The organism is Pirellulales bacterium, from assembly GCA_035546535.1.
Taxonomy (GTDB): Bacteria; Planctomycetota; Planctomycetia; order Pirellulales; family JACPPG01; genus JACPPG01.
The window spans coordinates 1-26,547 of record DASZWQ010000088.1 but is presented as its reverse complement, the minus strand read 5'-3'; the positions used below and the strand labels follow the sequence as shown (position 1 = coordinate 26,547).

General features: G+C 63.7%; 14 protein-coding genes and 1 tRNA gene. 6 read left to right on the top strand and 9 right to left on the bottom strand.

The window, feature by feature from the left end; genetic code table 11:
- Positions 1 to 124 precede the first annotated feature (124 nt).
- Positions 125 to 1,198, top strand: coding sequence for an alpha/beta fold hydrolase (locus VHD36_11565; GenBank protein ID HVU87950.1), 1,074 nt, complete (start codon positions 125 to 127; stop codon positions 1,196 to 1,198).
- Here VHD36_11565 and VHD36_11560 read toward each other — a convergent pair.
- Entirely contained in the window at positions 1,195 to 4,680 is a 3,486-nt protein-coding gene (locus tag VHD36_11560) for a UvrD-helicase domain-containing protein (GenBank protein HVU87949.1), read from the bottom strand. The genes VHD36_11565 and VHD36_11560 overlap by 4 nt on opposite strands.
- Positions 4,653 to 8,087, bottom strand: a complete 3,435-nt coding sequence (locus VHD36_11555; GenBank protein ID HVU87948.1) for a PD-(D/E)XK nuclease family protein — start codon at positions 8,085 to 8,087, stop codon at positions 4,653 to 4,655. Before VHD36_11555 ends, VHD36_11560 begins: the two co-directional genes overlap by 28 nt.
- A gap of 173 nt (positions 8,088 to 8,260) precedes the next feature.
- Between VHD36_11555 and VHD36_11550 the strand changes: the two genes are divergently transcribed.
- The 3 genes from VHD36_11550 to VHD36_11540 all read left to right on the top strand — a co-directional run bounded on the left by VHD36_11550 (position 8,261) and on the right by VHD36_11540 (position 10,552).
- Entirely contained in the window at positions 8,261 to 8,605 is a 345-nt protein-coding gene (locus VHD36_11550) for a rhodanese-like domain-containing protein (protein ID HVU87947.1), read from the top strand.
- Positions 8,606 to 8,731: 126 nt separating this feature from the next.
- Positions 8,732 to 8,815: transfer RNA gene (locus tag VHD36_11545), tRNA-Leu, on the top strand.
- A gap of 309 nt (positions 8,816 to 9,124) precedes the next feature.
- Complete coding sequence (locus VHD36_11540) at positions 9,125 to 10,552, top strand: hypothetical protein (GenBank protein HVU87946.1); 1,428 nt, start codon at positions 9,125 to 9,127, stop codon at positions 10,550 to 10,552.
- 131 nt (positions 10,553 to 10,683) lie between these two features.
- On the opposite strand, the gene VHD36_11535 is transcribed toward VHD36_11540, so the two are convergent.
- Positions 10,684 to 10,869 (bottom strand): Flp family type IVb pilin, encoded by a 186-nt coding sequence (locus tag VHD36_11535; protein HVU87945.1) that lies wholly within the window; start codon positions 10,867 to 10,869, stop codon positions 10,684 to 10,686.
- A 297-nt stretch (positions 10,870 to 11,166) separates the two neighbouring features.
- Entirely contained in the window at positions 11,167 to 13,245 is a 2,079-nt protein-coding gene (gene uvrB, locus VHD36_11530; protein HVU87944.1) for an excinuclease ABC subunit UvrB, read from the bottom strand.
- A 253-nt stretch (positions 13,246 to 13,498) separates the two neighbouring features.
- On the opposite strand from uvrB, the gene VHD36_11525 reads away from it, so the two are divergent.
- Positions 13,499 to 14,350: a hypothetical protein gene (locus tag VHD36_11525; protein HVU87943.1), complete on the top strand. Its 852-nt coding sequence runs from the start codon at positions 13,499 to 13,501 to the stop codon at positions 14,348 to 14,350.
- Positions 14,351 to 14,486: 136 nt separating this feature from the next.
- On the opposite strand, the gene VHD36_11520 is transcribed toward VHD36_11525, so the two are convergent.
- The 5 genes from VHD36_11520 to VHD36_11500 form a co-directional block, all read right to left on the bottom strand.
- Entirely contained in the window at positions 14,487 to 16,151 is a 1,665-nt protein-coding gene (locus tag VHD36_11520; GenBank protein HVU87942.1) for an acyl-CoA synthetase, read from the bottom strand.
- 221 nt (positions 16,152 to 16,372) lie between these two features.
- Positions 16,373 to 16,951, bottom strand: coding sequence for an HD domain-containing protein (locus VHD36_11515; protein ID HVU87941.1), 579 nt, complete (start codon positions 16,949 to 16,951; stop codon positions 16,373 to 16,375).
- A gap of 153 nt (positions 16,952 to 17,104) precedes the next feature.
- A complete protein-coding gene (locus tag VHD36_11510; GenBank protein ID HVU87940.1) occupies positions 17,105 to 19,537 on the bottom strand; it encodes a hypothetical protein in 2,433 nt (810 codons plus the stop codon).
- 135 nt (positions 19,538 to 19,672) lie between these two features.
- Positions 19,673 to 23,065, bottom strand: coding sequence for a hypothetical protein (locus tag VHD36_11505; protein ID HVU87939.1), 3,393 nt, complete (start codon positions 23,063 to 23,065; stop codon positions 19,673 to 19,675).
- 235 nt (positions 23,066 to 23,300) lie between these two features.
- Entirely contained in the window at positions 23,301 to 24,992 is a 1,692-nt protein-coding gene (locus VHD36_11500; GenBank protein ID HVU87938.1) for a molybdopterin-dependent oxidoreductase, read from the bottom strand.
- Between the two features lie 433 nt (positions 24,993 to 25,425).
- On the opposite strand from VHD36_11500, the gene VHD36_11495 reads away from it, so the two are divergent.
- Entirely contained in the window at positions 25,426 to 26,388 is a 963-nt protein-coding gene (locus VHD36_11495; GenBank protein HVU87937.1) for a Gfo/Idh/MocA family oxidoreductase, read from the top strand.
- Positions 26,389 to 26,547 lie beyond the last annotated feature (159 nt).

Here is a 26,547-nt window from a genome sequence, read left to right as displayed (position 1 = left end):
CACGAGCGGCGTGCAAGTAGCTATCGATAATCCACGCGCACGTCTAAGCTAGAGTCACCGTGGCGCCGGCTCAAAGCCATGCCGCGGGCGACAGCGTGAAGAACATACTCCTCGAGGTGTCTGCTTGGCCCAGCCGAACGCCGCTCACGACCTTCCCCCGTTTCGGCCGCATCCCCTGCTGCGCAGCGGGCACCTGCAAACGCTGGCCGGCGTTTACTTCCCGGGCGAGTTGAACGACTACCGTGCGCGGCAGCACCAGGTCGCGCTCGACGATGGCGACCGGCTGGTGCTGCACGACGATTGCCCCGAGGAATGGCAGCCGGGCTGTGCGGTGGCGTTACTGATGCACGGGCTCGGCGGCAGCCATGAGAGCGTCTACATGCGCCGCGCCGCGCAAAAGCTCTGTGCCCACGCCGTCCGCGCGTTTCGCATGGATCTCCGCGGCTGCGGGGCGGGCATCGAGCTGGCGCGGTTACCTTATCACAGCGGCCGATCGGCCGACGCGGCGGCGGCGCTGCGTTTCATCAGCGCATTGTGTCCGCATTCGCCCGTAACGCTGATCGGCTATTCCTTGGGAGGAAATATCGCGCTGAAGCTGGCCGGGGAATCGGCGGATCGCCCGCCCGAGAACTTGTGCCGCGTGATGGCCGTCTGCCCGCCGGCGGACCTGGCCGCGTGCTCGGCCTGGATCGGCCGCTGGCAAAACCGCGGCTACGATCGTTATTTCGCTCGCTTGCTCAGCGGGCAGCTACTCGAGCGTCGGCGACGGGCGCCGCATGCCGTCTCGGTCGATTTCGCGCGGCAGCCGAAACGGTTGATCGAGATCGACGATTGGTTCACCGGCCCGGTCTGCGGTTTTGGCAACGCGGCGAATTACTACCAGCAGTCGAGTTCGGCGCCGCTGTTGGCTGACGTTCGCATTCCGACGCAAATCATTGCGGCGGCCGACGATCCCCTCGTGCCGCGGCACATGTTCGAGGCTTTGCGCCTGTCCCCCGCCACGAGCCTGCACGTCGCACGGCACGGCGGGCACTTGGGATTCATTGGCGCCCGAGGAAACGATGCTGACCGACGCTGGCTCGACTGGCGCGTGGTCGATTGGGTGCTCCGGGGTCCTGCATTTGCCGCCGAACTGTCGACCCGCAGTGGACGGGCGCATGTTTCGCCCGCAGCGCGGCAGCCGCTTTCGCGCACTTAAGTGGACTTCGCGATCGCCGCCGTGAGTGCGGAGTTAATCTGCTCGATCGCGTGCTTGCGCGCCTCCCCATTCCACGGCACCACATGTTCCACGCCCGGCTGCAAAAAGCACAGCGTCAGCGTGGCCGGGCTTTCGCCCAACACTTCTTCCACGGCGATCGCGTAGAGCGACATTTGCAATTCGTAACGCGCCGCAAGTTGTGGCACCGCCGCGGCCGTCACGCGATTGGTCTTGTAATCCAACAGGTGCCAGCGGCCGTCACGATCCTGATACAGGCAATCGATAAAGCCCTGGATCAGGCGACCATCCGCCGGCCCGCCCGGCGGCCAGCGGAGCAAGAATTCCAACTCGCGATGCACCGCGGCGGCCTCGCGCAGCGCTGTCGCGCGCGGGGACTGCAAAAAGCGCTCGATCATCGCCGCGGCGCTTTCAGGCCTGGTCTCTGAGGACGAGAACCGGCGCGCGAGTTCGTCGCGGCAGCGCTCTAACACATCGCCCGGCGCCGCGAAATCGATTTGCGCGAGCACCGCGTGCGCCAGAACGCCCAACTCCGTGGCACTCCCTGCCGGCTCGTCGGTAATCTCCTCCGTTGCAAGCCGTGCGAATGCGTCCTTGTCACGGGCAGGCAACTCCTCGCTCTCGAACTGGCCCGCCAGGCGTGAAAACGAAAAGACGCGCCGCGCCGCGTGATCGGGCGGAACGGGCTCGACGAGCGGCGACGAAACGCCCCGCCCCGCCGCCGCACACTCCCGCGCCTCGGCGATCACCCGATCCCATTCGACGCGCGGCTTGCTGTCCGCCCCGTGCGGAGTCGGCGGACGCTCGAGCGTGACCGTGACGCGCGGCTGGGACCATCCGCCAGGTAAGTGGGCTTGCAGCGATCCGGATCGTAAATCGAAACGTTCGCCGAGGAATTCGAGCCAACCCGACGGCTTGTCGAAATCTTTGATACCGGCCGACAGGATCAGGTAATCCGCGGCGCGCGTGGCGGCCACGTACAGCAGGCGAATTCCCTCGTCGGCCTCTTCTTGCTCTTCCAGCGCGCGCCACAAGTCAAAGCCACACGCGCCGGCATCCTCGTCCTTCGCGCGCACGAGCGGTCCCAGCCGCGGATCGAACGCCGCGATCACCGGCGAGCCATTCTGGCTGCGCATCAGGTCGGGCACGACGACGATCGGAAATTCCAAGCCTTTCGCCTGGTGAATCGTCATCAGGCGGATAACCGTGCTCGTCTCGAGCTCGACCGGCGCCGGGGGCTCATCGGGCTGGCGCGCAACGAACTCGCTCAGCTCGTGAATGAAATCGGACAACGTGAAAATGCCCGACGCATCGAAAATACGCGCCTGGTCGATCAGCTTTCGCAAGTTGGCCAGCTTGCGCTCGCCGAGAAACTCGGCCAAGAGCAGCGCGTCGTATCCGGTGCGGGCCAGTGCGTGGCGGATCAAAGCGACGACCGACCGTCGATCCTTTTGCGCGCGCAGCTCGTGCAGCGTTTTCGCGGCAAATTGCACCTGGCGCCGCTGCTGGCCTTCGATTTGTGCCGGCAGCGCCGCGGCAAACAGCCCGGCCGCCAATCCTTTTTCGTGCTGCGCCAACCAGTACAGCGTTTCGTCGGTCAACGAGAAGAAGGGGCTGCGCAGCGCGCCGGCCAGGCTCACAACGTCGCCCGGCGCGTCGATGGCACGCAGCAGATTGAGCAGGTCGAACACCTCTTGCTGCGCGTAGTAGGCACCGCCACCGACGGTGTAATAAGGGAGATCGTGGCGCCGCAAGGCCTCTTCGTAATAGCGCACGTCCGACAGCGTGCGGAACAAAATGGTCACGTCCCCGGGTCCGGCCGAGCGCGCCGGGCCGCGCGCGTCAGCAGGAACCGTCACCTGGCCCGTGGCGAGAATCTGCGCGACGCGCCGCGCGATCCACTCGGCCTCTTGTTTTCGTAGAAACTCGGCGTCGATCTTTTCGGTATTGTCGGCCGGCGGCGTGGCCCACAGGAACTCGACAATCGGCGATTCGGCGAGCGCCGGCCGATGTGCGACGAGCGCCTCGTACTCCGTCCCGCCCAGTCGATCGCGGAACAGAGCATTGACGAAATCGAGCACGCCCGGCTGGCTGCGGAAGTTCCGCGTCAGCGGCAGTTGGCCGGCACGCGGGATTTCACCTTGCAATTCGCGAAAGACGCGCGGATCGGCGCCGCGGAAGCGATAGATGGATTGCTTGGCGTCGCCGACAAAAAAAAGCTTCCCCTCCTGCAACTGGCCACCGCAGAGAACTTTCACCAGCTCGACCTGCAGCGGATCGGTGTCCTGAAACTCGTCGACCAACAGCAGATCGAGCCGCGACGCCAGCCGCCGCCGCAACGTCTCGCCGTGCGCGCCATGGAGCAGATCGCGCGTGCGTGCCAGCAGATCGTCGAAATCCAGCAAGCTCAGCTCGCGCTTGCGATCCTCATACGCCGCGATGACTGGCCGCGCCACCCGCAACAGCGCCAGCCCGGCCGCGGCGCTGGGCAGGGCCCCCTTGGCCTCGATTCTCGAACGCTTCTCGGCATCCTTGGCCCAATCTCGTACCGCCGTGGCGGCGTCGCGAAACTCGTTGTAGATTTCGTCGCTGAACCAGTCTTTACGCGAGCCCCCTCCCTGGACTCGGGCCGCATCGCGAATGGCGTCGATCGTCCGATAAAACTCCTCGCCCGAGGCGAGGTCGTTAAGTGCCGCAGTAAGCGAAACAAATCGATCCCGCATGACGTTATTGGTTGGCGTCCAGTTCGCCATGATCCTTCGTAACGACGCCACTTCTGGCAGCTTGAGAAACTGCGCACGCAGCTGCGGAAGCACCTCCTTAACTTCGACCTCGTGCCAGCGCTCGACTAATTCTTCAGGCGTGACCAGCACCCACTCGTCGAAATCGATGGCGTGCCGGCGGCCGAGCAGTTTCTGCATCATCTGCCGCAGCGGCACGAGCCCGAACATGACGACCAGGTCCAGCAAATCTTCGTTCATCTGGCCGAGCTGTTCGCGCAATTGATCCTCGACCACCTCGGAAAACAGCGTCGCCGACGGGCCAGCTTGCAGGATCTGAAAGTGCGGGTCGATGCCGGCCTCGACGGCGTGGGCCCGCAGCAGCGATCCGCAAAAGGCGTGAATCGTGCTGACGCGTGCCGATTCGAGTTCGCGCAACAGGCCGAGCCAATCGTCCGCGTGACGATCGTCGGCCGCGCGCAACCGTTCGCGGCATTTGCGCCGCAGGCGATCGCGCATCTCGCGCGCCGCGCGATCCGTGAAGGTGATCGCGATCAGCCCGGACAATCCCTTGGCGCCGCTCTCGTCACCGTTCGTGGCGGGCGTAAGCGCGGCCAGGAACCGCTCGACCAGCACGTGCGTCTTGCCGCAGCCGGCCCCGGCCGAGAGCGCGATCGAAACGCCGCGCCGCTCGATGGCAGTGCGCTGTTCTTCGGTTAATCCTGACGCGTTTGTGGCTGCCATTTCTTCCCCGTCGCGCGGACCTGGTTGACCCGGCACACCGTGCGAAAGTCGCAAAAGCTCGTGCATCGATCGTTGTCGTTGAACACCGGAAACTTGCCGGCCTGCATCCCCTCGACCAGGTCAAGCACCAGAGCCGTGTCTTTATCACGCAGTTCTTGCCACTGCTTGGTCGCCCGCAGTTGGTTGGCCTCGACCTCGTGAATCTGCACGGAGGTTTTTTCGGGATATCCCTCATCCGTGACGAACCAATAGCCGGCGTTCCACGGAATCCGCTGTTCGCGGGCGAACAACTTTTCGGCGGCCAGAGCATACAAGAAGACTTGCAAAGCTTCGCCCGATTCGATGGCCTCTTGGTTGTAGCTTTTCGCTTTTCCCGATTTATAGTCCAGGACTCCGAAGACGGGCCGGCCCGCGGCGTGCCCCACGTCGACGCGATCGATCCGGCCGCGCACCAGAACCTGGCGCGCGCCATCGCTGATCACCAAAGGCTCAACGGTGGAAAGCGAATCATCGGTGAGACGGTCGTCGCCAAACGAGACCTCGAAATAGGCCGGCACCAGCGGCCGGTCGAGACTCTCCCACAAGGCGTCGTACTTCGCGTGCTGCCTGGTGTAATCGGCGAGCCAATCGCGCAACTGCCGCCGCTCGATCTCGGCCAACGCCGCTTGAAAAGGTTGCGCCCGATCCTTTGCGCGTCGTTCCAGCTCCCTCATAAGCCGGGCCAGCGCTTGTTCGAAAACCGGCGCCGCCGCCGGGTCGGCCGGTGATGCCGCGCGCCCCAGCGTCTGATTCACTTCACGATGCAATCGCGCCAGCGCGTCGTGCAATTCCGAGCCGCGCGATAACGGGTCGATCGCTACACTCAACTCCTCCACGGGCTCGAGGTGCAGCACGTCGCTCAAGAAGAAACGGAACGGGCAACGCTTATATTGCTCCAGGCGACTGGCGCTGAAACGAACCTCGGCTCCGAAGCGCGTCGCCAGCGACGTCCGCACGGCAGCGCCGAGCAGGCCCTCGTAGGGCCCGAACTCCTCGCGGCCCGCGCGACTGCTATTCGCCGCCAGACCGGCCAGGATGTTTTCGAATACCGGGCGCGTCTCGGGCCGAGCCGTCAGGCCCGCAAGCACCGGCCCCGGTTCGGCCGGCGGCCGTGCGTTCGCGCCATGGTCGGACCGCGATATTTCGATGCCCGCCGCCTGCGCCACGGCAAGTATTCGCTGCTCCGTGGCGCTGGCGGCGATCCCGTCGTAGGGCAGCGGTCGCAAATCCTCGACGCGATACCGATCCATCCGACCGCCGCAAACATCCTCGAGCTCGCCGAGGTAAGGGCTCGGCAATAGCTGCTGACCTTTTTCGTCCAGCCCCGGGTAGCTGAGATACAAGCGGCGCCGCGCGCGGGTGATGACTTCGTAGAACAGCAGCATCTCGCGCTGACTGGCTTCGGCACGCAGGACCAGCGGCAATCCCGCGTCGGCGAAGCGCTCGTACTCCGCCTCGTTGTACAAGCGGTCGGACCGTTCCGGGGGTGGAAACGCGCGTTCCGAAAGACTTACGAAGAACAGATAAGGAATCGACAGCGCGCGGGCGCTCGTGGCCGACAGCACACGCACGCAGCCCGACTCGTCGCCGGTCGGCCGTAGCTCTTCCGTGGCCGCGATATCGGTGAGCAAATCGAGAATGCCCGCCGCATCGAGTTCCTCGGCGGCGGCGCCTTGCCCCGTCGCAAACTTTTCCACCGCGGCGAAAGCCTCGCGCAGCACGCGCCAGGCCTCGGCATCGATGGATTGCTTCGCCTCCTGCGGATTGCTCGGCAAGTCGCGCGTCAGCCCCAGTTCATTTGCTAACGGCACGAGATAGCGGAGCCACGCTCCGGGAGTGGTTCGCCGCGGAAGGCGATCCAATGCCGCCGCCAGTTGTTCGAGAAGGACAAGCGTGCTTTGTGCCTCGCGCCGATCTCGGTCCAGGACGCCGGCGGCCGTCACGCCAGGCGCATCGGCGGCGCGGCGCAGCGCCATCAGCAACGTCTCGCGGCCGCGCGACACTTGTTGCGACCTGATCACCTGATCGACGGATGCTGTGACGGCGCCGTCGTTCCATGCGGGCCACGCTGGCCGAAAATAATTGCTCCCCAGAACGTGCAGCAAACCGCGGAAGGGCCAGTCCTCGACATGCAGGCGCAGCACCGCCACGAGTGCCGCCACCAGCGGAATGCGCGCCAGCGGAATGCCCGACTCGAATGCATGGGGAATGCCCAGGTCGTCGAAGGCTTCGCGCAGGATCTCTGCGAGTCCAGCAGGCGAACGCGCGACGACCACCACGTCGGCAGGGCTGACCTTGCTTCCTGTCGCCGGATCGCCGGAAACGAGCAAACGCTTGATGCGCCGTGCGACCAGATACGCCTCGTCAAGCGCCCGGCCCGCTTCGCTGACTTCAATTCCCGGGGCACGGGCGGCGCGCACGACGTGGCGCGGGTTTTTAAAGAGCTCGCGTTCGACGTGGGCCAGCGCCGGCCAGGCCGGTTGTTCCTTGCGCGGAAGTGTTTCCACCACCGCTGCCGGTATGCGCCAGCGCAACTGCGCAAGCGTGCTCGCCGGCTTGGCGAACAGATCAGGGCGGCCCTCCTCGGCTTCCAGCGGCAGCGAAAATTCGAGCCTGGCAACGCGCTTGGCGAGCAGCTCCAGAATCTCCAACTGCGGACGCGTGAAATCCGTAAAGCCGTCGACCACGACGTGCCGCAATTGCTCGAACGGCCTTCGCTGCCCTTTGAGCAACAACTCGCGCGCTGTCCAGAACCGCCCCTCGGCGTCGTACAAACCGTTGTCGTTCAGGTGCTGCTGATACGCGCGGTAAATCGCCGACAGCTCCTGATCCTTGCGCTGTCGGCCGCGCGCCCGGCAGGCTTGTTCGAATTCGTCGGGCCAGATTTCCTGGCGCTTCAGCTCGCTGATGAACTCGGTCACCAGGTCGGCGAGCCCGGCGGTTTCGGCGATCGACCGAAAATGGTCCAAACGGCCGGCGACTGCCTCGGCCTTGATCAGGCGCCGCAGAATTTGCCGCTTGGCCAAATCCGAAATCGGCCGCACGACGCGATCGCTCGCCGCCAACACTTGCTCGGCGAACTGGTCAAAGGTCATGACCGCCGGCTTGAAGCAGGCACGCAGCTCGTCGCGGAGAATGGCCTGGCGGACCTCGGCCGCGCTGCGATGCGTCGGAGCGATCCACAGCACACTGCCGATCGGGCCAGCCCGCAACGCCGTGCGATAGCCGGCGAGCAAGCGCTCGGTCTTGCCGCTCCCCGAAGGCCCTGCGATGACGACCGTGCGTCCCGGCATGTCGAAAGTCCCCTCCCTGATCGTGCCGGGCCCCTGAGTTTGCAATGGTAGCTGCGCGGCCGTGGCGATCTTCATTGTCCGGCTAAATACCGGGGGATTCAAGGCTTGCTGACGATCGCAGGCGGGCTGACGCAGCCGCTTCACGTTCTGCGACGAACGACGTAGAATCTGCGTCGCCGTCTCGCGAGTACAAATTCACTTTCTTGACCGGCAACGGGCTTTTTCGACGGGCGTGGAATCGGTGCCTTATGACAGCGGCCAATGATCTCCCTCTGGAAGTGACCTGTCGCAGCGTCAAGGAAAAGCTGGACACGGGCGAGGTGTTTTTGCTGCTCGATTGCCGGGAGGCCGACGAGTATGCCGTGGCGCGTATCGAGGGCGCGCGGCTGTTGCCGATGAGCGAGCTCTCCTCGCGTCTCGCCGAGCTGGAAGCATATCGCGACAAGCAGATCGTCGTCCATTGCCATCATGGCGGCCGCAGCGAACGGGTTGCCAATTGGCTGCGCGGACAAGGATTCGCCCAAGCGCGCACGATGGTGGGCGGCATCGACCGCTGGGCCGAAGAGATCGATCGCACCGTACCTCGCTATTGAGCGCCCCGTTATTAAGATTAAGCGCCGCGCTATGGAGTGCCGTGCGAAAAAGATCGGTTCGGCGTTCGCCGAACGGCCTCGCGCGGCTTGAACCCCGCCCTATCTTGACCTATAAAGGAAGCTTCAGCCGAAGTGGCGGAATTGGCAGACGCGCAACGCTCAGGACGTTGTGACCGTAAGGTCGTGGAGGTTCGAGTCCTCTCTTCGGCATTCCTTTCAGGGACAATATCTAGTCGGTCGGTGCTCTCTTCGAGCATCCGTGGTTTTCTCGGGCCATTACCCGTCTTCGTACGCGGGGTAGCGGTAACAGGAGCTTGAGGGATTGAGGCCCTGCCAGCACGCCCCTGATTCGGCTGCGTCGATCTCTGCGGCGCCCCGCGTGGGCAGCAATCGCGGGAGACGGCCGCAGCACGACGCCCCTGTGCCAGAGTCCGACGGCTTGGCCCATCGCTCATGAATGGCTTGATGGCCCCTTACAAACGAATCACCCATGCTCCACAGGGCTGCCTAGGTATGACTATGAGCCAGCACGGTTTTCTGTCGAAGAAGTTGCGCTCGCGTTTTTCGAGGGTTGTGGTGGTCGTGACTTGGCTGGGGTCGATTGCCGCGGCGGCCCGCGCCGATTCTTACAATCCGGCCTCCTTCGGCGCGAAGTACGGTACCGCCGACGCGGCGTCCGCCGCGGTCAATGACGCCGCGGTCGTCAAAGCCATGCGCCGCCTGATCAGTCAAGGCGGCGGCGAGCTAGTGATTACCGGGTCGCTGGCGCTCTCGAAGACAATTCCCTGGCCCACGGCGGTTTATGCCAAGACGCCCGGCTTCCCCATGCACTTCGCGATTCGCGGCACGGCCGATGCCGAGCTGTACGCCATTAACGGCGGCGTTTTGATCGACGTACCGCAGCCCAAGGCTCCGGCCAATCTGCCGGGACTGGACGTCCGTCAGCGCATCGAGAATATCGGCATTCGCGGCGGCGCCGTGAAACTCGACGGGGGGGGCAAATACCTCTCTTTGCGCGGCGTGCGCATCTACGGCCTCGAACGCGGCACCGCTCTGACGGTCACCAATTACGACGGCGGGCTGCTCGAGGCGAACATTCACAACAACCCCGGTGCGACAGGCTTTCACTTCATTGGCTGTCACCAGGTGCAGCTCGACATCACCAGTCGCATCAACACGGTGGGCGGCATCATGGACGACTGCGGCGCGCTGTCCGGGCGCGTGTACTGCGAGGCTAATTCCGGGCTGGGCATCGTGCTGAACGGCCTCTGCCGCTCGAACCTCTGCTGGTGGCTCGAAGCGAACAACAAAGATCGCATGCAAGGCCGCCGCCGCCTGTGTTGGGGAAACGTCTTCTACGGCATGATGCAAACCGATTCCAATGAAGCCTGGGACGACGACTCCTTGTCCCGACTCGGCAACCAGGTGACGTCCTCTCCCACTGTTCTTACGGGCCTTGGCGAGTTAGTGGCCAAGGCCGTTCCCGGCCGCACGCAATTTCCCAAAGGCGTCGAGATGGCTGGCGAAACGCTGACCATTCGCCCCGATACTTTCCAGGCTTATAGCGCCCCCAGCGGCCAACCGAACTGGATCGAGCTCAAGCCGGCCGATCGCGACGACTGTGGAGGCACCTGGCAACCAGGCGACGTTTTTGTCGTGTCGATCAAGATCGTGCCGGATGCCGCGGCCCGGGCCTGGTTCCTCAAGAACGAGAAGGTGCAATTCTTGTTCGGCGCCGGGAGCAACGCGGGAACAGCCCCCTATTTGTCGCAGCGCTGGAGTCCCGAAGGCTCGGACCATGATCTGGTCATGTTCGGACCGTGTACGAAAGCCGGCTCCGGCTTCCGGCTGTTCCTCTATCCGCAGGTGGGTAGCGAAGGCGCCGGGCCCGACAAAGAGCTGACGTTCACGATGCAGGCCGAGGTCAGAAAGCTGCCGCCGCGGTGAGCGACGGAGAGCCGGCGCACGGACGCAAAAAAAAGGCGGTCGAGGGCGTACATCCGACCGCGCTAAACTGGCCGTCGGATGCACGCATCGACCGCTAGCCGACACCCTCGCCGGCACGCATATGCGGCAAATTACGAGCCGCCACCGCCCAGTTGGCCGGCGACGCTATTGAACGTGGCGTTGGCATTCGTGCCAATCGATTGAATCGCCGTCAAGCAGACGATCACGATCAAAGCCAGCATTACCGCGTATTCGACAGCGGTCGGGCCATCCTCGGACTTGATGAACTTCCAGCACTTGGTTGCGAAGGGCTTCATGGTTGTCATCTCCACGAGCTGTGGGGCCGCGGCCTGGTCGGAAGAACATCCGACGCGATTGGAATGCAGCAGCGGTCGCCAAGACAAGTCAGTTGCGAAAAGGGAGGCGTTTTCTCGCCTCTAGTGAAAACACTAGGTCAAGATTTCCCGCTGTCAAAGGAAAGTGTCATGCAGCCGGAAATGCCGCTATTTCTCGACCGGGATCAGAGGGCGGGGGGGGGGACGGCTTCCGCCCCCCCTGCCATGGTCAATGGTGCGATCGCGTCCCCGGCGTCGGTCCGCGTTGCCAAGATTACATCACGAGCGCTTGGGGCGCGGCACGCGGCCTCCCGCCCCTTTGCTCCGGCGGCCACGGCTGCGGCCGCGATTGGCGCGGGTGGCATGAATCTCGACTTCGTCGCGCTTCTTGCCGATCGAGTCGCGCAGTTGCGAGATGCGATCGCGCAGCGCCGCAGCGCGCTCGAATTCCAACGATTCGGCCGCGGCCAGCATTTCGCCTTCGAGTTCCTGAATGTATTCCTCGGTGATGTACTCCGCCTCGGTCGTGCGCCCCACGGCGCGGTTGGCCTCGGCATGCGCGGCCGCTTCGGACTCAATGCCCGACTTGATGCTCTTGCGCACCGTCTCGGGGGTAATGCCGTGCTCGCGGTTGTACGCTTCCTGCAAAGCCCGGCGTCGCAACGTCTCGTCGATGGCATTTTGCATCGATTCGGTCACCGAGTCCGCATACAGCACGACTTTCGCATTCACGTTGCGCGCGGCGCGGCCGATGGTTTGCATCAGCGAGGTCTCGCTGCGTAAGAAGCCTTCCTTGTCGGCATCGAGAATGGCCACCATCGAGACCTCGGGCAGGTCCAACCCTTCGCGCAGCAGGTTCACGCCGACCAGGGCTTCGAATCGCCCTTCGCGCAGCTCGCGCAGCAGCTCCACGCGCTCGAACGCGTCGAGCTCGCTGTGCAGCCACTTGCACTTCACCCCCTGTTCGGTCAGGTAATACGACAAGTCTTCGGCCAGGCGCTTGGTCAGCGTTGTCACCAATACACGTTCGCCGACCGCGGCGCGCTCGCGAATCTGCCCGAGCAAGTGCGGCACCTGCCCGCGGGCCGGGCTGATTTCGATCACCGGATCCAACAGCCCCGTCGGGCGAATCACCTGCTCGACCACTTCGCCGCCGGTCTGCTGCAACTCGTAAGGGCCGGGCGTGGCCGAAACATACACCACGTCGCGAATTCGCCGCTCGAACTCGTCGAACCGCAGCGGGCGGTTATCCAGCGCGCTGGGCAGGCGAAAGCCGTGCTCGACGAGCGTCGATTTGCGGCTGTAGTCGCCGGCGAACATGCCGCGCACTTGCGGCACCGTGGCGTGCGACTCGTCGACAAACAGCAGGAAATCGTCCGGGAAATAATCGAACAGCGTATCGGGCGTCGAGCCCGGCGCGCGGCCCGACAACGGCCGGCTGTAGTTTTCGATTCCCGGGCAATAGCCGACTTCCATCAGCATTTCGATATCGAACCGCGTGCGGGCGTTCAGCCGCTGCGCCTCGAGCAGCTTGCCCTGATCCTTCAATTCGGCCAGGCGGAAATCCAATTCCTCGCGAATCGATTTCACCGCCGCTTCGATACGCTCCTCGGGCATGACGAAGTGCTTGGCCGGATAGACGTACAGCTCGTCCTCGACCGAGATCACTTCGCCGCTCGTGGGGTTGATGATCGACAGCTTTTCGATCTCATCCCCCCAGAACTCGATCCGCAGGGCGTATTCCTCGTAGGAGGGCCACAGCTCGACGCAGTCGCCGCGCACACGAAACTTGGCCCGCGCAAATTCGATGTCGTTGCGCTCGTATTGCACGTCGATCAACTTGCGCAGCATCTCGTCGCGGTCGAGCTGCTCGCCCCGGCGCAAGGCGATGACCATCGCCCGATAGTCCTCGGGCGATCCCAAGCCGTAAATGCACGAGACGCTGGCCACGATCACCACGTCGCGCCGGCTGACCAGCGCGCTGGTCGAAGCCAGCCGCAAACGGTCGATCTCTTGATTGATCGAGGCGTCTTTCTCGATGTAGATATCGCGCTGCGGGATGTACGCCTCGGGCTGGTAATAGTCGTAGTAGCTGACGAAATAGTGCACCGCGTTATAGGGAAAGAAATCCTTGAATTCGCTGTACAACTGGGCCGCCAGGGTCTTGTTGTGCGACAGCACGAGCGTCGGTTTTTGAATGTTCTTGATGACGTTGGCCATCGTGAACGTCTTGCCCGACCCGGTGACGCCCATCAGCACCTGCTGCTTGCGTCCGGCGTGCAGTCCCTCGGTGAGCGTGGCAATGGCCTGCGGCTGATCGCCGGCGGGCTCAAACGGGCTGACAAGTCGAAATTCCACGCTGGGGGTTCCCTTCCGTGTGCGGCCGGTAACTCTGCCATGCCAGCGTGAGTCGCCGTGACAGGCGTCCCTGCTAGCGTTCGGGCCAAGCTCTTCATTGTACGGAATCCGGGCAACCGCCAAAGTTCCGCGGCACGAAAAGCCGATACATTTCTCAAACTTTGCCAATTTCACCTTGCTTCGCAGGGGCACATTTCGTGGCGAGTACCGCGGGCGGCGGGCTCGCGAAACCCTGCCAGAAAGCGGCGAACGGATGCGGGCCGCCGGGCTACTGATCGCGGTCTCGATGCTCGCCGGCGGCTGCCGGACGCATCTCAGCCTGCGCGATAACACCGTGGCCACGACCGAGACCCTCACCGACTTGAACTATCAGCAGGTGATGGACAATTTGGCCCGCTTCGTGGCCAACCCCGCCGTCATGCCCTCGCTGGCCATCGTCAATGCCGGCACCGTAAACGTCGCCGACCAGAAAGGCGTGAGCGCCAACGGCACGTACTCGCCAACGCTCACGCAGGGGATGCAGTTCGGCGCGGGCCTGCCGATTTTGAGCATGCTCTTCAATCCTAGCGCCTCGCGCAACCTCACCGAGAACTGGTCGCTCGCCCCCGTGACCGACGTCGATAATCTGCGACGCATCCGCTGCGCGTTTCAGATGGTCGTCATGGGCGAGGGCGAAGCGACGCATTGCATCGAGTGTCGCGACCTGCTCGAGCGCTTCTACCTGGGCGAGCAGGACGATCTGGAATGCGTCATTCCCACCGGCTGGTTCCGCGCCGGCTGCAAAGAGGACGTGCCGCCGAACGCTTGCTACGTCGGCCACTGCGGTCCGATGTACGTGTGGGTCACGCCGGATGGGCTCGATGGGCTGACCCGCTTTACGATGACCGTGATCGACCTGGCCACCGGCAAACCGCACGCGCCGACGAAGACCGTGGTGCGCACCTACAAAGCCGATGGCACGCTCGACACGACGCAAGTGACCACGACGGAAATCGATCTCGAAGAGCTCGAAAAACAGCACAAAGAAGGCACGCGTGGAGACCGCGTCCGCCAATACGTGACACCGCCCGGCGTCAATCCCGGCATGTTCTTCGTGCCACGCTGACGATATCGCCGCTAGCGAATTCTTCGCCGCGTGACGCGCAGGGTGCCAGGTTCCAAACACACGCTGCTCGGCGAGCACCGTGCATTCTCATCCCTGACAGGGAGGGAGGTGAGAATCCCTCCGCGTGCGGCGCGCACTATTTCAATGCCGCGGCTTGCTCGCGGAGCGCATACTTCAGAATCTTGCCGGTCGACGTTTTCGGCAGCGGGCCGAACACGACGGTCCGCGGCGCTTTGAAGTGCGCCAGGTTCTGCCGGCAGAATTCGATGATCTCACGGTCCGACGCCTGGCAATTCTCTTTCAGCGTCACGAACGCGCAGGGCGTTTCGCCCCAGGTCTCGTCGGGGCGCGCGACGACGGCCGCTTCGAGCACGGCCGGGTGCTGATACAGCACGCCCTCGACTTCGATCGTCGAGATGTTCTCTCCACCCGAGATGATGATGTCCTTCGAGCGGTCCTTGAGCTCGATGTAGCCGTTCGGGTGCATGACGGCCAGATCGCCTGAATGGAACCAGCCGCCGGCGAACGCGGCCTGCGTCGAGCGCGGATTCTTCAGGTAACCCTTCATCGTGATATTGCCGCGCATGAAGACCTCGCCCAGCGTCTGGCCGTCGGCGGGGCAGGGAGCGAGCGTCTCCGGATCGGCGACCATCAATCCCTCGAGCACCGGGTAAGGCACGCCCTGCCGGGCTTTGAGCGTCGCCCGCTCGGTTGGCGGCAACTCGTTCCACTGCTCGTGCCAGGCACACGTCACGGCCGGCCCGTAGGTCTCGGTCAGACCGTAGGAGTGCGTGACGTGAAAGCTTTGCGATTCCATCGACGCGATCACGGCCGCGGGCGGAGCGCTGCCGGCGGTCATCACTTCGATCGTACGGCCACCTTGCCGGCGGATTCCGGCCGGGGCATTGGCCAGCATGTTCAGCACGATCGGCGCTCCGCAGAAATGCGTGACGTCGTGAGCCGCGATCGCCGCGTAGGCCCCCTCGGCGGTCGTCTTGCGCAGGCAGACGTGCGTGCTCGCATTCACGCTCAAGGCCCAGGTAAAGCACCAGCCGTTGCAATGGAACATGGGCAGGGTCCACAGATAACGCGCGTGCGGCGGCATGTTCCACACGATCACATTGCCGACCGAGTTGAGATACGCACCGCGATGATGAAACACCACACCCTTGGGATCGCCGGTGGTACCGGAGGTGTAGTTCAAGGCGATCGCCTGCCATTCGTCGGCCGGTAGCTCCCACGGATGGTCGGGGTCGCCCGCGGCGATGAAATCCTCGTACTCGATTTCTCCCAACCGCTCGCCGGCGCCCTCGTCGAGGGGATCGTCGATATCGATCACCAGCGGTCGGGCCCGGCACAGCTTCAAGGCCTGGCGGATGATCGGCGAGAATTCGCGATCCGTGATCAGGACCTTGGCCTCGCCGTGGTCGAAAATGAAGGCGATCGCCGGCGGATCGAGACGGTAATTCAAGGCATTGATCACGCCGCCGGCCAACGGCACGCCGTAATGTGCTTCGAGCATGGCCGGCACGTTGGGAGCCATGACCGCCACCGTATCGCCCAGGCCCATCCCGCGCGCCGCAAGCGCCGAGGCCAGGCGGCGGCAGCGGGCGAAGAACTCGGCATACGTCGCGCGACGCTCGCCGTGAATCCAGGCGGCGTGATCCGGGTAAACCAGGGCCGAGCGCGCCAAAAACGTCAGCGGCGACAGGGCCATGTAGTTGGCCGGTACGCGCGCCAGGTCGCGCTCGTATTTATCATCCTGCGTCGCGCGGTCGGAGCTGATTGGGGTGTGCGTCATGGTCTTTGGAAGACTACGAGAATTGTCGAAAGAAAGCGGCGTCGCGAATCGACGGCGTCTTGGTCGATCGTCCCCGTCGCGCCCCGGTGCCCCACGTTCTAGAACGCCGGCGCGATGAATGCAATCAATTCGGGCCTGGTATTCATGAAGACCGCGCCAGCCAAAAGGGACGATGCACGTGGCCGACGTTTGCGAGCGGACCGCCACGGCAACCAGAAGCTTTACGAAGAAACGCCTGTGAGCGCCTCCATCGTTTCGACCGTGCGGCTCAACTCGTCGACCAGCCCGCGCGGTAAGTCCGTGGTCATGAAGAAATTCACGAGCGTGCGGTAATACCACAGCGAGCCATCGCGTCCGCCGCGGAACTTCTCCCAGGTCGCGGCGCCGCGCTCGCGCAACTCGGCGACGATCGTCCGGGTGTTGTAGAGCTTATCGCAACAGGAAACCAGGAGCGCCCCGGCCGAGGAGTGGGGCAGGTGTGCGATATAGGCCTCTTTGCGCGCCTGCCAGGCGGGCTTGGGCGATTCGCAGGTGTCGGTGCAGTCGCGCACCATGCCGGCCACGGCTTCGCCAAAGCGCACGCGAATGTCGGCCAGGCGCCCCTCGCCGCCGGCGTCCTCGGCCGCGTCGTGCAACAGGGCCGCGATCGCTTGATCTTCGTTCGCGCCGTATTCCAAGGCCAGCGAAGTCACGCCCAGCAGATGCGCGATAAAAGGGACTTCGGACGCCTTGCGCGTCTGCCCGGCATGGATCGCGACGGCGTACAGCAAAGCCTGATCAAACCGCGATGAAAGCAGCATCGCAGAAGCACTCCATTACGCGTTCGAACCGGGTAAACCGCCGGGCGAGCCCGGCGGCTAAATATCAGAGTGGCGTCGCGTTCTTACTGACCACCGATTACTGCTCACTGCCGGCCGCCCTCTGCCCTCTGCCCTCTGCCCTCTGCCCTCTGCCTACTTCTTCATCAGCCACGCTTCCGAGACCTGGCAGCCGCGGCCATTATCGCCGCGTCCCGGCTCGCGATTCCAACGCAGCGTCAACTGGCCCGAGCGGGTCGCCTCGGGCGGAATGTCGAATTCCACCGGCGCGATCGGTCGCGGTTTGGCGATGTAGGGATGAATCTCGATGCCGTCGTTGGCCTGCAGGCGAATCTTCTTTTCCAGCCCATCACCGGCGTACACCACGCGCAGCTTGTACTGGGCCGCCGGATCGAGATCCGTGTAACGCATCGTCAGCGGCGCATCCAAAAGCGACTCGGCATGGTCGAGCCAACTGGTGCGCCATGGGCCGGTGATATTGGCATTCGCGCCTTGGCGCGTTTCCGGCCCCGCGAAGCCGCACCGCGCCGACGCGAGCGATGCCGGATCGCGGTCGAACGGCTCGCCCAGGACGAGGTGCGGTTGCCGCGCCGTGTTGCCCAGGTCGTCGTAAAAACCGCCGGGCCCGGGATTGGTCCATTCGACGATTTCGCGCAAGTCGGCCAGCCGGGCTGCTTCGTCCGCTTTCTTGCGAATCGTGGCGAAGCGATTTTTCAACCAGGCCCGATTGTTCAGCGGGTAATCGATCGTATCGAGCGATGCCCCGCGGTCGACGGCGATCGCTTTATAAAGCGGCACGCTCTGTTGCATGCGAATGCTCTTGTACAAGTCCTCGCCGAGCTCGAACACGCGCTTCCGCAAGTCGAGGGCGAACTTAGGGGCCTCGGCGGCATCGAGAATGGCCTCGGCTTCCTTCATGGCCTGCTCGGTCTCGCCCGATTTTGCCGCGCGCAAGCGATCGAGCGCCCGATCCTCGGCCGTGTTTTCGGCGATCAGTCGCTCGCGGATGTAGGCGTCGTAGTACGCCCGATAGAGCGCCTGTTGAAAACGCCAGTTGCCGAGCACGCTCGGCGTGGCGTCCCGTTCCATCGTGCGAAACTGTGCGAGCGTCGTGTCGACGCCTTCGTTCGCGACGAGCGGTCCGCGCCAATTGCGCTCCAAGGCCATAAGCGCCTGGGCAAAGCTGTCGCGATACTCGTCGCCGATGAAGTAGCCGGCATAGTCACGCAGAATATCGATCACCGGCGCTTGCGGATCCCATCCCAGCCCGCTCCAGATGAACTTATTGACGTCATCGTTGCAGCCTTCGGAGTACGTAAGGAAGCCGATCGTGTACGGCTGCAAAAGGCGGAAGATCGCCGCCTCGTCAAGCGGACGCGGATTGATGCACTCGCGCGCTTCGCTCACCGCGTAAGAGGCATCCCAGTTCGGCACCGGGTATTGGCACTGCCGGCTGTGGGTAATGTCCGGGTAATGGCGGATCGGGTAACGCTCGGGCACTGCCTCGCGCAAGGCGGGCAGACTGACGCGCACCTGCGGGCCAAACACGACGCCCGATAGCCAGCTCGGCTGATCGCGGCGCAAAATCTCGATGAACTCGGCGAACCACACGTCGTTGAAGCTCTGCGGCGAAACCCACATCTGCGCCTGCGGATGTGTACGGTGCAGGATGTCGGCCTGTTTCTCGAGCAACGCCATCAAGTATTTCGGCTGCGTGTGCCCTGGGTCACCGCCCGGCACGAACACGGCATCGATGCGTGGCAAGTGTTGAAATACGTAAGCCCATTTTTGCAGCGAATACTCCACCGTGTTTTCGTCGGCGTAGTTGCGATCCATGGCCGGATACCAGATCCACACGTCCAGGCCGTAATCGTCGGCCAGCTTCGACATGCCGGTCATCATTTCCAATTGTGGCAACGGGAAATGAGGGCTGTCGGGCGCGTCGTCGGTGCGCGGCGGCACCAGCTCGACGGCATTGCTGCCAAAGACGGCCAGGTCGCGATAGTATTGCTCCCACTGCTTCAGGTCCCAGGCGTCGTAACTGTTGGTCTTGGGACGATATCCCAACTGATGACCGCGCAGGGGATAGGCGGGCGCGGTGGCCACGTCGAAGTCGCGCTCCAGCGTGGCCTTGCCCGGGTTCATGTGCAGGGCGAGCATCAGGCGCCCCAGGCCGAAGAGCACGCCGCGCTCGTCGTTGCCGAGAACGAAGACGGCGTCACCACCCGCATCCTGGCGAACGCGGATGCGATATCCTTCCTTGCCGCCAACGGCCGCCGGATCGTCAGAGAGCGTCGCGGCAAAGCGTCCGGACAGTCCCTTGAGCGCCGTCTCCTGGCCGACCGCGATCACCGGCGTCCCCTTCTGCGGCCAGGCCTTGTCGACTTGCAGGCGCAGGTTCGTGCGCTTGCCGACCTCCTCGACGAACATCTGTACCGCCTTGCGCTCGCGCGGCGTGGCGTCGCTCGCGACGACGATCACGGCTCGCGACAGATCGACGGCCTCGTCGGCTTTCGCCGCAGTCGCGCATGCGAATGTGAAAGCGGTTACCAGAAGTGAACTACACAACGCAGGCCTTGAAGAGTGCATGGCAGGAATGTCCGTCAGGGCGAGGAAAGATGCGCGGGCAGAAGACCAGAATAAGCAGGCCGGCGGGCGACCGCCAGCCCCGCGCTGGGGCTCCTCTCCTCGCTGCGCGGCCGGCTACGTAGCCTCGCGTGGCGGTAACTGCGACACGCCATGAAGGGCATGTTCGCTCGTGCCGACGTGTGATTGATCATGATCCCAGATCGTGACCCAGCGCTGCCACGAGATCGGGGCACGTGCAAAGACCAACCGCTCGGGTCGCGAGAGAGGCACGGCCGGCAGCATGGCCGGCAATCGTTGCTCTTGCTGCGGCGGCCAATCGCGCAACGACACACGCGTCAGATCCTCAGGCAATCGTACGGGCCAGACCTGCAAGCCGTTCTCATCAACAGCGTAATCCACCTCGCGAGGATCGAGCTCACGGTCGACTTGCTCGCGCACCAGGTCCACGCCCGCCATTTTGTAAAAGCCGGCCAGGGCATTATCGAGTGTCGTGCGTTGAGTCGCTTGCAACGTGTCGAGCCAGCCGCGGCGATGGACCTGGGCAATGAGCCATCCCGAGCGCTCGGTGAAGGCGAGCCACAGGCTGCCGCCCGGCGCTTCGGGCGAACGCAGCTCGAACAGCACGCGGTTGGTGGCAAGCACCACATGGCCACTTTCGATCGGCCGATCCTTCCAGCCACGGCTATGCGCCAAGAGCAGGAGAAGGTCGCGATCGACGAACCGCCGCAGCTCCTCTTCGGCGTGGCGCAAACCGGCCAGGTGCTTGCTTACGGTCTTCCACTTGCCGGTCCAATACGCCTTGCGATTCGCGCGGCGCAGCTTGGCGAACAGCTTGGGCAGCGTGCCGGAACGGAAGCCGACGCGCATGAACTGCAACATCGCCTCGCCATGATGGCCGATCGTGACCGGACTCACCAGCTTCGGACGGTTGTCCGCGTACAGCCGCCAGTTCTCTTTCAATTCCCACACCAAAAAGCCGAACACGCCCGGCAGCAACAGCACCACGGTCGGCGCAATCGTGTCGGCCCATACATTGCCCAGGGGGCCGCGCAGAAAGTGAATGAACGGCACCGTCAGCGGCAGCAGGATCTTGTGAGAAACCGTAACGACGGGGAAGTGCTTGATCGGATTGATTTGCGGCTCGATCAGCAGCGTTACGCAAAAGCGAATGAAGTAATTGACAAAGAACCACAGGCCACCCAGCACGGCCTTTGCCGCCACGGACAAGGGTCTTTCGCCCGTGCGAAACCGCAGCCATTCATCGACGGTGTACAGCATGCGCTCGATGTTCTGCAGCAACCGGCTGAAGACGTCCATGATGAAGCGCAAGAACGTGGCCAGCACGTGGATGCGAAAGCGATGCCACGTCTGCGTCAGCCAGTCGGTTACCAGCTCATCGACATCGCGGCCGATGCGCGTATTGAGAACCAGGTTCACGGCCAGGAACAGCAACACGCCACGCCAGGTCGTGATCGAGAATCGGAAAAGGTACGAAGCCACCGGCGCGATCAGGGCCGTCACCAGCAGCGGCTTGAACAAGCCTTGTTGCAGCAAGCGGAAATAAACGCTGTGTACGATCGCCTGTACCACGGGCAGCTGCACGAGTCGGGTCGGCAAGTCGATAAAGATCGTGCGCGCCGTGCGGCCCGCCAGCCAGACGACGTCGAGGCAGATCATGCGAAAGCGATGAATGTGCAACAGTCCGAGCAGGAACAAGCCCATGTATACAAGCGCCGACAGGTTCCAGGGATCGAACGCCGATTGCTCGGAGTGCGGCGCGATGATGTGCTGCACCCCCTTCTGAATCAAAAACGCGCCGCCAAACGGCAGCACCACGTACTGCGTCAGAAACCGTCCCAGCGGCGTGCCAAAGGCCAGCGAGCTGAGTCGCTGGGGCAGGGTCAGATAAATTTCTCCGCGATGGTAGACGCCGTCCATGCGCTCGGCCAATTGCCGATTCGTTTGCAGCAACTGGTCGCCCAGCACGAGCTGCTTGATGCTGGCGACGTCGGGCATCTTCAGGTTGTTGCGCGAGAGCGCGTCGCGCAAATCGCCCATCGTGAGAAACCCACGCTCCACGACCCGGTCCAATAGCTCGTCGATCAACTTCTCGCGGGCCACGCGCTCCGGCAAGTTCTGCGGGCGTAGCTGCACGCGATCGAGCGCCGAGGCGATCGTCGGGCGAAAGCGGCTGCGCAGATTCTCTTCGGCGCGCAGCACCGCCGTTTGCAGTAACGCGGCCATGCGGGCGCGCACACGCTCCGAAACGCGGATCGCCGCCAGTCGGCCAGCGGCGCTGCGCAAATGTTTCGAAAAGAGGACGTTTCTCTGGCCGGGAAGGACGCGCTTCAAGGGTGCGCGAAAGCCAGAGCCGATCCAGCGGCGGACGTCGAACGTGAAGACGCCGCGTTCATGGTCGACGCACACCTTTTGCAGATCGTACAGGAGCCGCGCCTCGGCGGTCCAAAAGCCGCGCGCCGCGGGCGTCGTCAGCGAGGCCAGGAGCCGCGCCCAGTCCTCGCGCTCCTCGTCATCGAATCCAAGCGCTCCTTGTAAGCGTTCGGCCAGCCGGTCCATATCGGCGCGCGCTTCGGAGCGTGCCAGACGGCTTTGCTCGGCATTGCCGCGCGCGGCGGCCGAGACGCGCAGGATGGCCGCCCGCACCAGGTTGCCGCGCACGCTGACGCGCGCCGCGCGGTCGAGCAGCCGGCGCATCGCGCGGATCGACGGCGTCGCGTACGCGGCGGCCAGCGGTTCGGCCAGCGGCGCCGCCGTTTCTTCCGACGTCGTGTCACGCCGGGCAGGGCGCTCGGGGGCGCCAGGGGGGCGCGTGGCTTCGAACAGCGCCGCGGCGTCGACATCCTCGGCCAGCAGGTCGTCGATGCGCTTGAAGTTTTCCAGCCCCGGAAAGTACGATCCGACAAACGCCTCGGCGAAATAACGCAGTTCCAGATAAAGCGCCGCGAACTCGACGTAGATCGACTCGTCGCTGGCCGGCGGGATCAGGAAGTTCTCTTGTTTGAGCACCGCGCGAGCTTCAGCGAATTCGCTGGCCCCGAGTCGCGCGATCCGCTCGCGAATTGCCCTTGCGTCGAGTTGCCCCGTGGTGATCTGTCGGTCGAAGGCTTGATGGAGCCGGGCGTGAAACAGCAGCCGCCAGCAGATGGTCAGGTTGTCGGCCGCGGTGTTGACCACCAGACGTTCGGCTGCCGGGCGCGCGAGCAATATCACGGTCTCGGGCAGTTCGTCGCGGGAACTAAGATCGAGCTCGTCCGGGTCGACGATCGTGAGCAAATCGGCGCGCGAAATGATGTAGCTTTTGCGGTGCGGCACGCGCAGGCCGAAGCCGGGGAGCCGGGCATGCTGCTTGATCACGCGCCGCAGGATTCGCGCTGCGACCAGAACGGCCGCCGGATCCGCCGCGCGCACGGCACGCTCCAGCTCGCGCAGTGTGATCCGCGAAGGAGCTGCGTCGGAAGCTGTCGCCCGGCTGACTTGGACCATCATGGAAATGTACGCCGCGGACTTGCGCGCGGCACAGTCGTCGGCAGTACCCATTCCGCACGTGCGGCCTTCGGCCCGTCCGATCGACGTGCGACGGTTGTTCCCGCCAACGGCCGCTTGTAGTATCGCCGAGTGACCGCCTACCGGACAAGATGCGAGCCGCTACGTTCGACCTTCGCGCGATCGGGATTCTGGCTCACCGGCCGAAAGCTGCCGTGCATCTTGGGCTGAGCCGCGTTCAGATGTTGGCGACGACGGGATAATACTCGTCATCCTCGTTCTTGCCGCCGTAGCCGCGCCCTACATCTTTTTCCGAGGCGACGAACTCGATGGCGCGGATCCACTTCACCATTTTGTAGCCGAGCTGGTTTTCCACGCGCAGACGCAACGGCGCTCCGTGCAAGTCCGGCAGCGGCTCGTAGTTCATCTCGTAGGCCAAGAGCGTCTCGGGATGCAGTGCATTCTGCATGGTAAGCGTGTCGTAGTACGGGCCGCCGTAGTGCCCTTCGCCGAACGAATGAAAGACGACCGCCCCCGCCTCGGGCAGCGGCTGCACCAGTTCGATCAGGCGAGCCATCGGCAATCCGGCCCATTGCGCGATGCCGGACCATCCCTGGATGCAATGGTGCATCGTGATCTGCTCTTGGCGACCGAGAGCGTGCATATCGTCGATCGAAAGCGTGACCGGATTTTGCACCAGGCCGGTAACCGGCAGTGAAAAGCTCTCGCGGCGGCCGTTGCCCAGCGCAGACCATTCGGAGGAGGTCGGCATCTTGCCGTTTGGCCAGAAGTAAGGCGAAATGTCATCCTTCGTAAACCGATAGCGGCTGCGCAGGCGGTTGACCACGTTCTTCTGGAACGGCCCGAGCACGCGGCGGAAGGTCATTTGCAGCCACCGCGGTCGATGCCACGAAATCCAATGCGCCGCATAGCACGCGACGGCAACGCCGGACAATCCGACCAGCCCCCAAATCAGTCCTGTCGATTGCCGGTCATCCGTGCCGACAACGATATGGTTCATGTTCTGTCGCAAGCCCGTGATTACGACCATCGTGACGTGCGGCACCAGGAACGCGGCATAGCCGCACAACGCAAGAAAATGAAGCGACCGGGCCTTCTGCCGCCCGCCGAACAGCCGCGGATACCACAGGAACCGGCTATCGATCGCCGGCGACATCGCCAGACCCGTCAGCAACGTCACGGGCGCGATCAATAAAACAACGCCCGCATAGGCCAATTGCTGGAGCGGGTTGTAATGGTAAAAGCCATCGGGCTCCAGCGGCAGGTGAAACGTCGCGTAATGCACCATCACGGCCCAGGCATGGCGGAAGATGATCAGGTCCGTGGGAATCAGGCGGCGCCATTGGCCAGTGCCAAAAAGCAGTCCCACGAAGATCAGGCCATTGGCGAGCCAGAAGGCCGCGCAGAGGAAATGCCAATGCCGCGCCAGCCCGATCGTGTGGCGAAAACCGGGCAGTCCAATCCAGGGGCTCAAGTACCGGCTGTCATCCTTGGCGGTCCAGACGCGGTCGCGCGGCACGTCAAGCGGCGTGACGCGCAACCAATCCGAGCCCGGGGTGCTGTGATCATTCCAATACAGCCGCGGATGGTCGTGCAAAATCTGCAGGCCGCTGCGTACCAGCAGCACCATCAAAAACAGATTGATGAAATGCGACGCGCGCAGCCACAACGGAAACCCGTGCGGATTGCTCGCGTACGGCTCGACCACACGCGGGCTCGCCGGCAGCTCGGGCAACCCGAATGCGAAATAGTAGATCCACGCGGCGATCACCGGCCCCAGCGCGAGTACTACGCCAGCGACCAGGTACGGCCAGCGGACAGAAAACCAGGGGCGACGATCGGCTGGATAGACCAGATGATTGTGCAGCGGATCGCTTGCCATTTCCGACATAGCAACAGCTTTCAGCATGAGCGCACACCCACACGAGTCTCGTTGATGATATAAACCTTCGGCCGCGGCTGCCTACACCGAGAAAGGCTGTCGTGGCCCTGTCAAAGATTAGGCCGCAGCGAAAACGAGCTTCGTGCCGTGGCCGCAGGAGAAACGCCGGCAATTGAACGATTGGCTCGTTCGTAGCGATTCTGCCGCGGCCTGTCGCGGCGCGGAGTCTCTTAGTCCGCTGTCCCGCTAGCGCGACCCGCGGACCGCCGGCACAGGTGATCGCCGCAGCCCCGGCGATTTCCACGACTCGGGTTTGCGCGGCACGTCACGAAACCGGTGACTATAATGCCCCTCAGTTTGGGTTTGCCGCGAGCAGGCCGACTCTCAAAGCGACCGCTGGAGAAACTCCGTGAATATCGCACACGCAATACGCCCGATCCTTTTAGGAGCCACGATTTTCATGTCGCTTGCCTCCGCTGCGCACGCCCAGGACGCCAAACCGATCAAGGTCGGAATCATCGGGCTCGATACGTCGCACGTTAGCGCCTTCACCAAGGCCATGAACGACAAAAACGCAACGGGCGATCTGGCCGCGGTCGAGGTCGTTGCCGCCTATCCCGGTGGCAGCCCCGACATTCCCGCCAGTCACGATCGTGTCGAGGGCTATACCAAGGAGCTGCGCGACGCAGGGGTCGAGATCGTCGGTTCGATCGACGAGCTACTGCCGAAAGTGGATGCCGTGATGCTGGAAAGCGTCGACGGCCGGCCGCATCTGCAACAGGCGATTCCCGTGATCAAGGCCGGTAAGCCGCTGTTCATCGACAAGCCCGTGGCCGGCTCCCTGGCCGACGCCGTCGCAATTTACAAGCTGGCTGAAGAGCACAAGGTGCCTTGCTTTTCCAGCTCCTCGCTGCGCTTCAGCCCTGGCATCCTGGGCATGCGCCACGACGACCGCGTGGGAGACGTCTTGGGCTGCGATGCCTTCGGACCGTGCGCCCTCGAAGAGCATCACCCCGACCTCTTCTGGTACGGCATCCACGGCATGGAAATCCTCTGCACCATCATGGGGACGGGCTGCGAATCGGTGTCGCGCACCCAGACGCCCGACGGTGAGCTTGTCGTGGGTGTGTGGAAGGGAGGTCGCATCGGCACGTTCCGCGGGATTCGGGCGGGCAAGACCGATTACGGCGCGCTCGTGTTCGGCAGCAAGGCGATCGTGCCGAGCGGTTCGTACGCCGGATACCAGCCGCTGGTCGTCGAGATCGCGAAATTCTTCAAAAGTGGCCAGCCACCGGTCAGTGCCGCCGAGACTTTGGAGATCTACGCCATGATGGAAGCGGCCGACGAAAGCAAGCGCCAGGGAGGCAAACCCGTGACGCTGCAATCCGTGATGGAGCGTGCCCAGACGGCGGCTTCGCGGTAGGCCCGACCGCCACGTCGATCGGTCTAGCAGCCTGTTGAAAAAAGCCCTCGTGGCTTTTTTCAACCTCGCCAAGTGCGAAGCAAAGCTTCGCACGGCTCGCAAAATAACGACTTACGTCGATATTTTGCCATCGCATCCCTGCGATGTCGCAGCCCGTTG